Source organism: Gordonia sp. HS-NH1 (genome assembly GCF_001418765.1).
Lineage (GTDB): Bacteria > Actinomycetota > Actinomycetes > Mycobacteriales > Mycobacteriaceae > Gordonia.
Map to the genome: position 1 here is coordinate 44,397 of NZ_LIYC01000002.1, position 14,114 is coordinate 58,510.

11 protein-coding genes are annotated in these 14,114 nt (G+C 68.7%); 4 read left to right on the forward strand and 7 right to left on the reverse strand.

Annotated elements, in window-relative coordinates:
- Window positions 1-43: 43 nt before the first annotated feature.
- Window positions 44-2,686: an alpha-glucan family phosphorylase gene (gene glgP / locus AMD30_RS02040; protein ID WP_055474582.1), complete on the forward strand. Its 2,643-nt coding sequence runs from the start codon at window positions 44-46 to the stop codon at window positions 2,684-2,686.
- 117 nt (window positions 2,687-2,803) lie between these two features.
- The gene (locus AMD30_RS02045) at window positions 2,804-3,229 is read left to right on the forward strand and encodes a nitroreductase family deazaflavin-dependent oxidoreductase (RefSeq protein ID WP_055474583.1); all 426 of its coding nucleotides are present in this window, start codon (window positions 2,804-2,806) and stop codon (window positions 3,227-3,229) included.
- A 38-nt stretch (window positions 3,230-3,267) separates the two neighbouring features.
- Here AMD30_RS02045 and AMD30_RS02050 read toward each other — a convergent pair whose 3' ends face one another.
- The 3 genes from AMD30_RS02050 to AMD30_RS02060 form a co-directional block, all read right to left on the reverse strand.
- Complete coding sequence (locus AMD30_RS02050; protein ID WP_055474709.1) at window positions 3,268-5,820, reverse strand: FHA domain-containing protein; 2,553 nt, start codon at window positions 5,818-5,820, stop codon at window positions 3,268-3,270.
- A 117-nt stretch (window positions 5,821-5,937) separates the two neighbouring features.
- Window positions 5,938-7,728: a proteasome ATPase gene (gene arc, locus AMD30_RS02055; protein ID WP_010841084.1), complete on the reverse strand. Its 1,791-nt coding sequence runs from the start codon at window positions 7,726-7,728 to the stop codon at window positions 5,938-5,940.
- A 178-nt stretch (window positions 7,729-7,906) separates the two neighbouring features.
- Entirely contained in the window at window positions 7,907-8,737 is an 831-nt protein-coding gene (locus tag AMD30_RS02060; protein ID WP_055474584.1) for a tRNA (adenine-N1)-methyltransferase, read from the reverse strand.
- A 201-nt stretch (window positions 8,738-8,938) separates the two neighbouring features.
- Here AMD30_RS02060 and AMD30_RS02065 point away from each other — a divergent pair, with 201 nt between their 5' ends.
- Both AMD30_RS02065 and AMD30_RS02070 read left to right on the forward strand, forming a co-directional pair.
- Window positions 8,939-9,823 (forward strand): RecB family exonuclease, encoded by an 885-nt coding sequence (locus AMD30_RS02065; protein WP_055474585.1) that lies wholly within the window; start codon window positions 8,939-8,941, stop codon window positions 9,821-9,823.
- A 69-nt stretch (window positions 9,824-9,892) separates the two neighbouring features.
- Window positions 9,893-10,744 carry a thioesterase family protein gene (locus tag AMD30_RS02070; protein WP_055474586.1) on the forward strand — a complete coding sequence of 284 codons (852 nt, stop codon included), beginning with the start codon at window positions 9,893-9,895 and terminating at the stop codon, window positions 10,742-10,744.
- Window positions 10,745-11,289: 545 nt separating this feature from the next.
- On the opposite strand, the gene hisG is transcribed toward AMD30_RS02070, so the two are convergent.
- The 4 genes from hisG to AMD30_RS02090 form a co-directional block, all read right to left on the reverse strand.
- Entirely contained in the window at window positions 11,290-12,135 is an 846-nt protein-coding gene (gene hisG, locus AMD30_RS02075; RefSeq protein ID WP_010841080.1) for an ATP phosphoribosyltransferase, read from the reverse strand.
- Window positions 12,136-12,227: 92 nt separating this feature from the next.
- On the reverse strand, window positions 12,228-12,491 hold the full coding sequence (locus tag AMD30_RS02080; protein ID WP_014926729.1) for a phosphoribosyl-ATP diphosphatase: 264 nt from the start codon (window positions 12,489-12,491) through the stop codon (window positions 12,228-12,230).
- On the reverse strand, window positions 12,488-13,159 hold the full coding sequence (locus tag AMD30_RS02085; protein ID WP_014926728.1) for an HAD family hydrolase: 672 nt from the start codon (window positions 13,157-13,159) through the stop codon (window positions 12,488-12,490). Before AMD30_RS02085 ends, AMD30_RS02080 begins: the two co-directional genes overlap by 4 nt.
- Before the next feature lie 98 nt (window positions 13,160-13,257).
- Window positions 13,258-14,058, reverse strand: a complete 801-nt coding sequence (locus AMD30_RS02090; RefSeq protein ID WP_055474710.1) for a helix-turn-helix transcriptional regulator — start codon at window positions 14,056-14,058, stop codon at window positions 13,258-13,260.
- Window positions 14,059-14,114 lie beyond the last annotated feature (56 nt).

The window sequence follows — 14,114 nt, forward strand, 5'->3', positions numbered from 1 at the left end:
CCGCCGGTCGCAACCACCGCATGTGCGCAGTACGGTCGACGCCGTGAAAGCATTCCGCCGGTTCACCGTTCGAGTCCCGCTGCCCGACCGCATCGCGGACCTCGCGCCGTTGTCGCACAACCTGCGCTGGGCCTGGCACCTCCCCACCCAGGAACTGTTCGCCACGATCGATCCGCACCTGTGGTCGACGACCGGCGACCCGCTCCGGGTCCTCGCCGAGGCCGACCCGCGACGACTGGCCGAACTGGCCGCCGACGAGGGCTTCGTGGCGCGGGTGACCGACGCATACGCCGACCTCCGGGAGTATCTCGACGCACCGCAGTGGTTCCAGAGGTACGCGGCAGGATCATCGGGCGAGGACCGTGCCGGGCAGGACCTGGTGGCGCCGCCCGGAATCGCCTACTTCTCCATGGAGTTCGGCGTCTCGGAGGTCCTCCCGATCTACTCCGGCGGCCTCGGCATCCTCGCCGGTGACCACCTGAAGGCGGCCTCCGACCTCGGCCTGCCGCTGATCGGCGTCGGATTGCTGTACCGGTCCGGCTACTTTCGCCAGGGCCTCGACCACGACGGATGGCAGATCGAGCGGTATCCCGTGAACGACCCCGCCGAACTCCCCCTGACCCTTCTGCACCGCGGGGAACACGACGGAACCGGCGTCAGCCGCGTCGACGACGCGGACCCGGTCATCATCGAGGTCGCGATGCCCGATGGCGCGACCCTGTCGGCTCAGGTGTGGGTGGCGACCGTGGGGCGAATCCCGTTGCTGCTCCTCGACTCCGACATCGCCCACAACGACGATCAGCCCGACGGGGCCGCCCTGCGTGCCGTGACCGACCGGTTGTACGGCGGCGACCAGGAGCACCGGATCGCGCAGGAGATCCTGCTGGGCATCGGTGGCGTGCGCGCCCTGCGCGAGTACGTGCGCATCGCCGGCCGGGACGAGCCGACGGTGTTCCACATGAACGAAGGACACGCGGGCTTCCTCGGCGTCGAACGCATCCGGGAGCTCGTGGCCGGCGGTCTCGACTTCGACACCGCGGAGGCGGTGGTCCGCGCGTCGAACGTCTTCACGACCCACACCCCCGTGCCGGCCGGTATCGATCGGTTCCCCGCCGACCTCGTGGCCCGGTATCTCGACGCCGACGACGACGGCGGGTCCCGCCTGCTCCCGGGGCTGGCCGCGGCGACGGTCGTCGAACTCGGCGACGAGGCCGACCCGGGTGTGTTCAACATGGCACACATGGGATTTCGGCTCGGACAACGCAGCAACGGGGTCTCCCGACTGCACGGCGCGGTGAGTCGCGAGATGTTCGCCGACCTCTGGCCGGGTTTCGACGCCGCCGACGTCCCCATCGGAGCGGTCACCAACGGTGTGCACGGTCCGACCTGGGTGGCCCCTCAGTGGCGCGACTTCGCCGGCGGAGACGAGGATTCCGCGGCCGAGGTGTATGCGGGCCTGTCCGACGAGACCATCTGGCAGACGCATGAGGAGTTACGTGCGGGACTCGTCGGTGAGGTGCGCCGCCGTGCTCGCGCCAGCGGCCTCGAGCGGGGCTTCACCGAAGCCGAACTGGGTTGGACCGCCGACCTGTTCGACCCGCACGTGCTGACGATCGGGTTCGCCCGGCGGGCGGCCACGTACAAACGCCTCACCCTTATGCTCCGCGATCCCGATCGCATGCGCGCCATCCTCACCGACCCCGATCGGCCGGTGCAGCTCGTCATCGCGGGCAAGGCGCATCCCGCCGACGACGGGGGCAAATCACTGATCCAGCAGGTCGTGCGGTTCACCGAGGATCCGGAACTGCGCGGCCGAATCGTGTTCCTCCCCGACTACGACATCTCCATGGCTCGCGCCATCTACGCGGGTTGCGATGTGTGGCTGAACAACCCGGTGCGGCCGATGGAGGCCTGCGGGACGTCGGGGATGAAGTCGGCGCTGAACGGAGGGCTCAACCTGTCGATTCTCGACGGCTGGTGGGACGAGATGGCCGACGGCGAGAACGGCTGGGCCATCCCCTCCGCGGAGGGCATCGCCGACGAGCACCGTCGCGACGACCTCGAGGCGCAGGCGCTGTACACGCTCCTGGAGGAGACGGTGATCCCGCTGTTCTACCGCCGCGACGAGAACGGGGTGCCCCGCCGGTGGGTGGAGATGATGCGTCACACGCTCACCCGACTGGGGCCGCGAGTGCTGGCGTCGCGCATGGTCCGCGACTACACCACCGACCTCTACTGCCCGGCGGCGAAAGCCTACGAATCCGCGTGCGCCGACTCGTATGCGGGTGCACGCGACCTCGCGGCCTTCCGCCGGACGCTGGAGACCGGGTGGTCATCGGTACTGGTGGCCGGGGTCGAGGACGAGACGCGCGCGGACGGCCTCCACGTCACGGCGCACGTCGCACTCGGAGACCTGGCACCGGAGTCGGTGGCGGTCCAGGTCGTGCTCGGCCGGGTCGGCGACGACGATGACATCCTCGATCCGACGTTCACCGACATGACGCCCGAACCCGACCGCGATGCATCGGACCGGGTGGTGTTCTCCGCACTCGTGCCGCCGTCCGCGTCGGGCCGACTCGGCTACACCGTCCGGGTGCTGCCGAGTCATCCGCAGCTGTCCGCCGAATCCGAACTCGGCCTGGTGCGCTTCCCGACGACGACCGGTGGGAGTCCACACCTGGCCTGACCGGCGGCCGTGGGTCAGATCCGCCGGACACCGGAGGAGAATTCAGGGTTGTCCCGGATGTCGCCACCCGCGTCGTGCCGCCACACTGATCGGACGGTGCGGTGACGGGAGAAGCGAATGGCCTTGTCGTCGGCGGTCGCTCGGACGGCCTCGCGGATCGCCTCGCTGCTGGGTCAGCGCCGGATGCGCCTGGTCGCCGTGCTGAACAAGTACGTGACCAATCCGGTCGTGCGGCTCTGGGCCGGACGGGTGCCCGGCATGGCGGTGATCGAGCACGTGGGCCGTCGTAGTGGGCGTCGCCACCGCACGCCGGTCATGGCCGTCGTATCGGATCACCGATTCTGGGTCGTCCTGAACTACGGCACCGGATCGGACTGGGTGGCCAATGTGACCGCCGCACATGAAGCCACGGTGCGGCACCGCGGCCGGCGGCACCGGATCGAGAACGTGCGCGTCGAACCGGCGTCGCTCAGTGCGATACCACTCCCCGATCGTCTCGACGCCGACCGGAAGGTGCTGTGCGCCACGATGCGGGACGCCTGAGGGACGGACCCGCGGTCAGCGTTTAGTGAGACCGGGCGTCAGCGCTTCTTCAGACGCAGACGCGAGTAGGTGAACGCGAGCAGCAGCGCGCTGATCACCGCGAGCACCCCGTACGCCAGCGCGGTGTGGGCGATCGACGTCTCCCACAGCGTGATTCGCTGCGGGGCGGCGACATTGATGCTGTAGAGGTCGACACTGCCGGCCGCGGCCACGTAGCCCCAGAAGGACGGGAAGATCCACGACAACTGCTCCAGCCCGACGCCGTCGAGCTTGAAGAGCCCGCCGCAGAACACCAACTGGACCATCACGACGATGACCAGCGGCGGCATGACCTGCTCGTTGGACTTCACGGCCGACGAGATGGCCAGTCCGACCAGCGTGCTCACACAGGCCAGGACAGCCACCGCGACCAGCAACGCGAGCGGCGGCGGCAGGATCGGTCCGCCGAAGTCGGGCAGCCCGCGACCGGCGAAGGTGATGCCGACCATGATGATCGTCTGCAGGACCGCGGCGACGAAGAACACGACGATCTTCGCGAAAAGGTATGCGCCGGGCCGCAATCCGACCGCACGCTCGCGCTCGAAGATGTCGCGCTCACCGACCAGATCGCGCACGGTCAGTGCCGCACCCATGAACGCCGCGCCGACGACGAGCACGACCAGGATCTGGATCGCCTCCGCGCCGTCCTTGGGTGGAGGCGCGTTGGGGATCACCTCGAGACGCGCGAATCCGCTCGAACCCGGGATCACAAGCGTGAGCAACCCCAACACGACCGGCAGCAACACGAGGAACACCAGGTAGCCTACGTCGGCGAAGATCAGCCGTACCTGACGTCGGGCGATGGTCGACGACTGGCGGGGGAAGCTCGTGTGCGGCACCGGTATCGGCGGGCCGGGAGGACGCTGGGGCGGCGGTGGAGCGGGTGCGCGGCGGTGCCGGTCCAGGTACCGCATGTGCGCGGTGTCCGGCTGGTCGGCGACGTAGGCGAAGATCTCGGCCCAGTCGGAGGTGCCCATCTCGCCCTCGACCTGTCCGGGCGGGCCGCAGAAGGATGTCTTGCCGCCGGGGGCGAGCAGCAGCACCTGGTCGCACATGGACAGGTAGGTCAGTGAGTGCGTGACCACGAGAACCACACGTCCGGCGTCGGCGAGCCGGCGGAGCGTGGCCATCACCTGGCGGTCGAGAGCGGGATCGAGACCGGAGGTCGGCTCGTCGAGGATCAGCAGCGACGGGCCCGTCAGCAGTTCCATGGCCACCGACGCACGCTTCTGCTGGCCGCCGGACAGCTTCTCCACCCTGGTGTCGACGTGCTCGGTCAGCTGCAGCTCACTGAGCACCCCGTCGATCACGCGGTCCCGGTCGGCCTTCGAGAGGTCGGGTGGCAGGCGCAGTTCCGCGGCATAACGCAACGCCTGTCGTAGCGTCAGCTTGTGGTGCAGCACGTCTTTCTGCGGCACCATGCCGATGCGGGTGCGCAGCGCGTCGTACTCGGCGTGCACGTTGCGGCTCTCGAAGGTGACCAGGCCGCTCGTCGGCGAGTTGAGTCCGGCCGCGATCCTCGACACCGTCGACTTACCCGCGCCCGACGGGCCGATCACCGCGGTCAACGTGCCGGGACTGGCACTGAACTCGACGTCGGCCAGCAATCGCTTCCCGCCGTCGACGACGAGGCTGACCCCATGGACATGGAGCCCGTCTGCGACCGCGGCACTCTCCTGGCCGCGCATCAGGGTGCCGCCGGACACCACGAAATCGCTGTTGCCGATCGTGACGACGTCACCGTCGGTCAGCGGGGCGCTCGACACCCGCCGGCCGTTGACGAAGGTCCCGTTGACGCTGCCGAGATCCTCGATGACGAGGGCGGCCCCGCGGCTGGACACCTGCGCGTGATGCCGCGACGCCAGCACATCGCTGACCACGATGTCGTTGTCGGGGGTGCGACCGATCCGCTGGACCCCGCGCAGTGAGATCGACTCGCGCTCCGGCGGAGTCGGCGCGCCGGGCAGCCGGTAGACCGCGGACACGTTCTGCTGCAGCGCTTGCAGATGCGGCGCGTTCAACACTTCCTGCGGCATCGGATCCGTGCCGCCGAATACCCGCCCGCCCGCTCCGCTTCCGGCGCGGTCGCCGGGACGGACGTATCCGCCGGGTGCGCGCGCGGGCATCTGCCCGGAGGCCGGGACTCCGGCGGGCGGGAAACCCGCCGAGCGGGGACCCGACGCGGGATGGCCCGACTGCATCGGGCGCGAGACCGGCGGAACCGGCCGGGGCGGCACACCGCGACCGGGAGCCGGCGAGTCGACCACGAGATCGACGACCGGACCGGTCGTCACGTCGCCGAGGCGCACCTGCATCGAGCCCGGCACCATGAACTCGGCCATCCGCTGACCGTTGACGAAAAAGCCGTTCGTGCTCCCGATGTCGACCAGACACCAGGCCGCCCCGCGCCACTCGATGGCCAGATGCCGGCGCGACACCATCGGGTGGTTGATCACGATGTCGTTGTCGGGCTCGCGCCCGAGGGTGACGCGCGGGGACCCGCCCAGTGGATGCGGTGCCCCACCGTCGACGATCACTCGTCCACGCGCCATCGATGTGTTGTTCATCGCCGACAACTCTAGTGCCTGAACGCGCTGTTCACGCGGTTCTGTCGAGCAGACAGCCGACCCCGTCGGAGTCGGCTGTCTGCTCGGCGGATGTGTCGGTCGTTACAGGTACTGGCCCGTGTTCGTCTCGGTGTCGATGGCGCGGCTCGCGCCCGCGCTCTTGCCCGTGACCAGGGTGCGGATGTAGACGATCCGCTCGCCCTTCTTGCCCGAGATCCGGGCCCAGTCGTCGGGGTTGGTCGTGTTGGGCAGATCCTCGTTCTCCGCGAACTCGTCGAGGATGGAATCGAAGAGATGCTGCACACGCAGACCTGGCGCACCTGTGTCGAGTTGCGACTTGATCGCGTACTTCTTGGCGCGGTCGACGACGTTCTGGATCATCGCGCCGGAGTTGAAGTCCTTGAAGTACATGATCTCTTTGTCGCCGTTGGCGTAGGTGACCTCGAGGAACCGGTTGTCCTCGCTCTCGGCGTACATCCGCTCGACGACCTTCTCGATCATCGCGTTGACGCAGGCCGTGCGATCACCGCCGAACTCGCCGATGTCGTCGGCGTGGATCGGCAGCTCCTCGGTCAGGTACTTCGAGAAGATGTCGATCGCCGACTCGGCGTCGGGACGTTCGATCTTGATCTTCACGTCGAGACGTCCCGGACGCAGGATCGCGGGATCGATCATGTCCTCGCGGTTCGACGCACCGATCACGATGACGTTCTCGAGGCCCTCGACGCCGTCGATCTCGCTGAGCAGCTGCGGGACCACGGTGGTCTCCACGTCCGAGGAGACACCCGAGCCACGCGTGCGGAAGATCGAGTCCATCTCGTCGAAGAACACGATGACCGGTGTGCCCTCCGAGGCCTTCTCCCGCGCGCGCTGGAAGATCAGCCGGATGTGCCGCTCGGTCTCACCGACGAACTTGTTCAGCAGTTCGGGGCCCTTGATGTTGAGGAAGTACGACTTCGCCTCCTTGGCGTCGTCGCCGCGCACCTGCGCGATCTTCTTCGCCAGGGAGTTGGCCACTGCCTTGGCGATGAGCGTCTTTCCACACCCGGGCGGACCGTAGAGCAGCACGCCCTTCGGCGGACGCAGCTGGTAGTCGCGGAACAGGTCCTTGTGCAGGAACGGGAGTTCGACGGCATCGCGGATCTGCTCGATCTGACGACCGAGGCCGCCGATGTCCTCGTACCCGACGTCCGGGACCTCCTCGAGGACGAGATCCTCCACCTCGGCCTTGGGCACCCGCTCGAAGGCGAAGCCGGCCTTGGTGTCGATGAGCAACGAGTCACCGGGGCGCAGCTTGCGACGCAGACCGTCCTCACCGTCGACCTCGCCGAGGAGCGGTTCGGCCAGCCAGACCACCCGCTCTTCGTCGGCATGGCCGACGACCAGGGCGCGTTTGCCGTCGCCGAGCACCTCACGCAGCGTGCTGATCTCGCCGACGGTGTCGAACTCACAGGCCTCGACGATGGTCAGCGCCTCGTTCAGGCGCAGGGTCTGGCCCTTGGTCAGCGTCTCGGTGTCGATGTTGGGTGAACACGTCAGCCGCATCTTGCGGCCGGAGGTGAACACGTCGACGGTGGCGTCGGGATGCACGTCCAGCAGTACGCCGTACCCGCTCGGCGGCTGACCGAGACGGTCGACCTCCTCGCGGAGTGCGATGAGTTGCTGGCGGGCTTCCTTGAGAGTGTCGAGCAGCTTCGCGTTGCGTGCGGTGAGGCTGTCCACACGCTCCTGGAGATCCCCGGCCGGCCGGCCGGCTGCGCCTCGCGCAGACGGGTCCGAGCCGCTCCGCGACAGTGGCGGAGTGTAGGCGGGGACGAAGCCCTCGTCGGATGCACTGGCGCTCTCGGGAACCGCGCGGTCCCCCAGTGCGTCGTGGCGGTCAGATTCGGTCATTGCTGACTCCTCTCGCCGGCAATCACCCGATCCCTCGATCGGAATGCTCGCGCCGTATCCCTACGCTACCGGCCGCGACGCGGAATCGCCGTCTGCCGCGCAATCGCCGGTGTTGACGGTGTGTTAAATGTGCGTCTTCGCAACGTATTCGCGATGTTTCACCGCGACCGCGGCGGGATCAGCCCTTGCTGGGGCGGCGCTGCGGACGCAGCGTGGTGGTTCCGTCGGCCAGGCGCCGAGCGGTGATCAGAAAGGCCGTGTGGCCTTGCATTTTGTGCTCCGGCCGCACCGCGAGTCCCACCGCACTCCACTCACGCAGGAGCGTCTCCCACGCCCGGGGCTCGGTCCAGCACTCCTGCTCGCGCAGGGCTTCCATCACCCGGGACAGCTGGGTGACGGTCGCCACGTACACCGTCAAGACCCCGCCTGGTTTCAACACCGTGCGGACGACGTCGAGGGGTTCCCAGGGCGCGAGCATGTCCAGGATGACCCGGTCGAAGCGTTCGTCCTGGTCCACGTTCGCCAGGTCGTCGACGGTCAGGTGCCAGTTGCCGGGGCGGCCGCCGAAGAAGGTCTCGACGTTGCGGATCGCGTGCTCGGCGTGGTCGTCCCGGATCTCGTAGGAGACGACTTCGCCCTCGGCGCCGACCGCGCGCAGCAACGAACAGGTCAGCGCACCCGAACCGGCACCGGCCTCGAGAACACGAGCACCAGGGAAGATGTCGCCCTCGAGCACGATCTGCGCCGCGTCCTTGGGGTAGATGACCTGGGCTCCGCGCGGCATCGACAGCACGTAGTCGACCAGCAGCGGCCGCAACGCGAGATACTGGGTCCCGCTCGTCGCGGAGACGATGCTGCCCTCGGGCGAGCCGATCAGATCGTCGTGCGAGATGGCACCCCGATGGGTGTGGAACTGCTTCCCCTCGTCGAGCAGCACCGTGAACTTGCGCCCCTTCGCATCGGTCAGCTGAACCCGGTCGCCGACGACGAACGGTCCGGTGGTGGGCACTGGTGCTTCCTCTCGTGAACGATCCGAACCCGCGCGACTCGGCGCCGGTTCGTGGGCCGTGTGGACGTTACCCGACGACGTGGGCCGAACCCGCCTCGTGTCGCCCCGCCGGACCGGCGAGCGACTTTTCGGTGTGGCGACTGCGAGTGTCGGGACGCCGGCCTGTCGGGACCGGCGCCTACCCTGCGAAGGGTGAGCACGATGACCGGAGTCGGGGACACCTCCACCAGCACGACGCGGGCAACGGCACCGGACACCCCCGGGTCGGACGGCCGGGGCATCGTCGGGCGGCCGCTGGCCCTGTCCCCGTCCCGGGCCGCCGACTTCAAGCAATGCCCCCTCCTCTATCGCTACCGCGCGATCGACCGCTTCCCGGAAACACCCACGACCGCCCAGACCCGGGGCACCGTCGTGCACGCGGCCCTGGAGAACCTGTTCGACCTCCCGGCCGAACTCCGCACCCAGGATTCGGCCGAGCTGCTGGTCGAGGGCGCCTGGGCGGCGCTGTGCGAGGGCGACCCGGAACTGGCGAAGGTCGTCGGAGTAGACGGGCAGGAGGCGTTCCTCGCGGATGCGCAGAAGCTCATCGCCACCTACTACACGATGGAGAACCCCACCGCCTTCGACGCCGACGCGGTGGAGGAACACGTCGAGATCGACGCCGACGACATGCTGATGCGCGGCTTCATCGACCGCATCGACGTCGCGCCGACCGGTGAGATCCGCGTCGTCGACTACAAGACCGGACGATCCCCGGGCCAGGCCTACGAGGCCAAGGCGCTGTTCCAGATGAAGTTCTATGCGCTCGCGATCCTGCGCACCCGCGGGGTGGTTCCGGCCCGGTTGCAACTGATGTACCTCTCCGACGGGCAGCAGTTGATCTATCGCCCGGACCACGACGAACTGCTCCGTTTCGAGCGCACCCTGCGTGCGATATGGCAGGCGATCCGCGCAGCCGTGGTCTCGGGTGATTTCCCGCCGAAGAAGTCGTGGCTGTGCAAGTTCTGCGAGCACCACGCCCGCTGTCCCGAGTTCGGGGGCGAGGTCCCGCTGTACCCCGGTCCACCGGCGGGTTTCGCCTCCTGACCGACACCGGAACCGGGGTCCGGGTGCCCCCGTACCGGGTGACTATGCCGACAGTCATAAGGTGACCGCGTGGAGAACTCGTACTACGAACCCGTCGACGCCCCGTCGGACTCTGCCCACACTGATTCCGAAGGCGACTTCGAGTACTTCCGTCCGACCGACGCCACGCTGAGCGTGTGGTCGCCGACCATGCAGCACGGCGGTCCCCCGTCGGCCCTCCTGATGCGTTCGCTGCTGCGATGCGAGCCCGACCCGGCCCAGCACTTCACGCGGGTGACCACCGAGATCCTCGGGCCGGTCGGGTTGGGCATCAACCGGGTCGCCGCCCGGGTCATCCGGCCCGGCCGCCAGATCAGCCTCGTCGAGACCGAACTGCAGGTGCAGCAGGCCGACGGGTCGTTCCGCGCCGCGGCACGATCGGTGGGCTGGCGACTGCGCGTCGCCGACACCGCCGAGATCGCCAACGGTCCCGCTCCCCTGGCTCCCGGTCCCGACGAGTCGGCAGCGGTGATCGGCTTCTCCGACGACAGCGGCGAGGCCGTCGACTGGGGCACCCTGGGGTTCATCGGCACCATCGAGTCGATCCGGGCCGAGGGACGCAACGGCTCGACTCCCGCGGTGTGGCTGCGCCCGGCGATCCCGCTCGTCGCCGGCGAGAAGACCGAGGACCTGGAGTCGGTGTTCACCGTCATCGACGTCGCCAACGGGCTGGGTACCCGACTGCGCCCGGACCAGTGGACCTGGATGAACACCGACACGACCGTGCACCTGACGCGCGTCCCGAGCGGACCGTGGGTCGGGATCGACGCCCACATGATCGCCGGCCCGGACGGGTTCGGCAGCACCTTCGCCGACCTCTACGACGCCTCCGGTCACATCGGGCGGTCGGCCCAGACGGTGATGCTCAGCGCGGTGCAGTAGCCACGCCTTCTGCGTTCCGAGGTGCGAGCAGTGCCAGCCACCCACTGCCCCTCAGGTGCGGGCAAAGCCAGCCACCCCTGCCCCCTGAGGTGCGGGCAAAGCCAGCCACCCCTGCCCCCTCAGGTGCGGGCAAAGCCAGCCACCCACTGCCCCCTCAGGTGCGAGCGAGCGCGTCACCCACTGCTCCCTGAGGAGGCCGGAGCCTGCGGAGGCCGTCTCGAAGGGTCCTGGTGAGATGCGTCGCCACGCCCTTCGTGGCTCGTCGCTTGCGCTCCTCGCACCTCAGGGAACGGGAAGTTCGTCGCTTGCGCTCCTCGCACCTCAGTATCTGCGGCCTGGCGGCCGGCCGGCGTGGACTACGAAAGCCCCCGGCTCCCTGGGGAGCGAGCTTGCGAGCGTCACGAAGGGGTTCGCAGCCTCGGTCGCCAGACCCTTCGTGACGCGCCCTCCGCAAGCTCCGGGCGCTCCTCAGGGAGCAGGGCGGGCCAGCGGGTCTGTGGTTCTTTCGGATTAGGGAGCAGGGGCTGGTGGATCTACCGAAACGGCTAGAACCGGCAGGAGCGGATGTCGGTGGCGAGGATCGCCTTCGCGCCCAGCTCGGACAGCTCGTCCATGAGGTTCTGGTGGTCCTTGCGGGGCACCATCGCACGGACGGCGACCCAGTCCGGGTCGGCCATGGGTGCCACGGTCGGTGACTCCAGGCCCGGGGTGAGCACCGACGCCCGGTCGAGAAGTGAACGGGGGCAGTCGTAGTCGATCATCACGTACTGCTGTCCGAACACCACACCCTGGACCCGGGCGACGAATTGCCGTTCGGCCTTGGTGAGTTCGGCGTCGCGCCGGGAGATGAGAACGGCCTCGGAATCGCACAGCGACTCCCCGAAGGCCACCAGGCCGTGCTGGCGCAGCGTGCGACCGGAACCGACGACGTCGGCGATCGCGTCGGCGACGCCGAGCTGGATCGAGATCTCGACCGCACCGTCGAGCCGGATGATGTCGGCGGTGATGCCGTGACCGGCCAGGTCCTCACGCACGAGGTTCGGGTACGACGTGGCGATCCGTTTGCCGGCGAGATCGGCCACGCTCCACTGTTGGTCGGCCGGCGCGGCATAGCGGAAGCTCGACGAGCCGAAACCCATCGCCAGCTGCTCGCCGACCTCGGCGCCGGAGTCCCGGGCGAGGTCGCGCCCGGTGATGCCCAGGTCCAGGCGGCCGGACGCCACGTAGATCGCGATGTCCTTGGGGCGGAGGAAGAAGAACTCGACGTCGTTGTTGTTGTCGAGGACCGTGAGGTCCTTGGCGTCGGTCCGGCGTCGGTAGCCGGCCTCGGAGAGGATGGCCGACGCGGATTCGGAGAGCGCACCCTTGTTGGGTACGGCCACTCGCAGCATCTCGATGTCCTTTTCGTGGGGTGCGCCCGCGGGCGCGGTGATGGAGCGGAACTGTGTCGTGCGGGAGGTGTGTCCGGACCGGGTCGCCCCGGTCACAGATGTCGGTACACGTCCTGCAGCGTCAATCCCCGCTTGATCATCATCACCTGCAGCCAGTAGACGAGCTGGGAGATCTCCTCGCCGAGCGACTCGTCGGATTCGTGTTCGGCCGCGAGCCAGACCTCACCCGCCTCTTCGATGATCTTCTTGCCCAGGGTGTGCACACCGGAGTCGAGGGCGGCGACGGTACCCGAACCCTCGGGACGGCTCTGCGCCTTGTCGCTGAGTTCGGCGAACAGCTCCTCGAAAGTCTTCACGATTCCTCATTTTTGCATGTCGTGATGCGCGCGAGACCGCCGGTCCATGCGTCGGCCACATCGTCGAGGTCCAACCCGACGAGGGATGTCCGGAAGACCCGCAGCCGACCCGGTTCGACCGGCGCCGCGGACTCGACGACGAGCGTCGGGCATCCGGCGGCCGACGCCGCCTGAGCACCGGTCGGCGAATCCTCCACGGCCAGGCAGTCGGCCGTCGGGACGCCGAGGAGTTCCGCGGCGCGCAGGTAGGGATCGGGCGCGGGTTTGCCCACGGCGACCTCGTCACCGCAGACCGTGGTGGCGAAGCGTCCTCGCCCGATGGTCTCCAGGGCCACCTCGGTGAGCTCCCGCACCGTGTTGGTCACCAGGACCATCGGGATCCCCGCCCCGGCCACCAGGTCCAGCGCTTCGGGCGCGCCGGGACGCCACGGAAGTGCCTGTGCGAACAATTCGGCGACCCGGTCGAGGGTCCACCGCCCGTCGGCATCCGGATCCCGTTCCGCGGCGGAAAGACCGGCCGCGTCGTGCACCTTGGCAAGCGCGTCGGGCAGCGAGTTCCCGAGGGTGGATTCGCGGAGTCGGGGCGACATGACGATGCCGTGCCGCGCGGCCAGCTCGGCCATCGCGACGTCCCAGATCGGTTCGGAGTCGAGCAGGGTCCCATCCATGTCCCACAGCACGGCGGCGGGCAGGCGCGCGCCCGAGGGCGAGGTCGCGGGGACGGACGTACCGACGGGGGCGGGCCGGCTCGGTCGGGCGGTGTCTGTCACCCCTGCATCATCGCAACCCACCGTTCGGTGGGCTCGTCGGCGGGGTAGAACAGCTCGATGGTCAGCTCGTCGAGCGTCACATCTCGCGGTGACCCGAACGTGGTGAGCGTGCTGAAGAACGACAACACCTGGTCGCCGAGTGCGAGCCGGAACGGCACCAGCAGTTCCGCCCGGTCCCGGGGTTCGGCACGCTCGCGCGCGAGGCGACCGTCGAGTGCCGCGACGGACGGGTACGCCGACACCTCGCGTTCCAGGTCGGCCAGGCGCTGGTCCCCGGTGATCCGCGCCATCCGCCGAAGCAGGTCGAGCAGGTAGGTCGCCCATTCGTCGAAGTTGTGCGTCCGCTGCGCGAACCCGTCCGGATGAAGGGAGACCCGGAACAGATTGACCGGACCCGATCGCAGGTCACGCGGGAGCATGTCGAGAAGCGTGAGGGCGGTGTCGTTGGCCAGGACGACGTTCCAGGTCCGGTCGAGCGCCATGCCCACGTTCGGGTTGTGGGCGTCGAGCAATCTCTGCACCGACGAGCGCACGCGCGCCATGGCATCCGCGTCCAGTGGTTTCTCGCTGTAGCGGGGTGCGTGACCCGCGGCGAGAAGGAGCGAATTGCGTTCTCGCAAAGGGACGTCGAGGCGTTCGGCGAGCGCCTCGAGCAGCGCCGGGCTGGGCCGTGACCTGCCGGTCTCCACGAAGCTGAGATGGCGGGGTGAGACGCCGACCTCGTAGGCGAGATCCAGCTGACTCAGCGAGCGACGAGAGCGCCACTGCCGCAGCATGCTTCCCACCTCGACGGCCATGTGCGTCATGGTAGGTCCCGGGTGGGACCGTGACGACTACCTCACGGGTAGCGGTC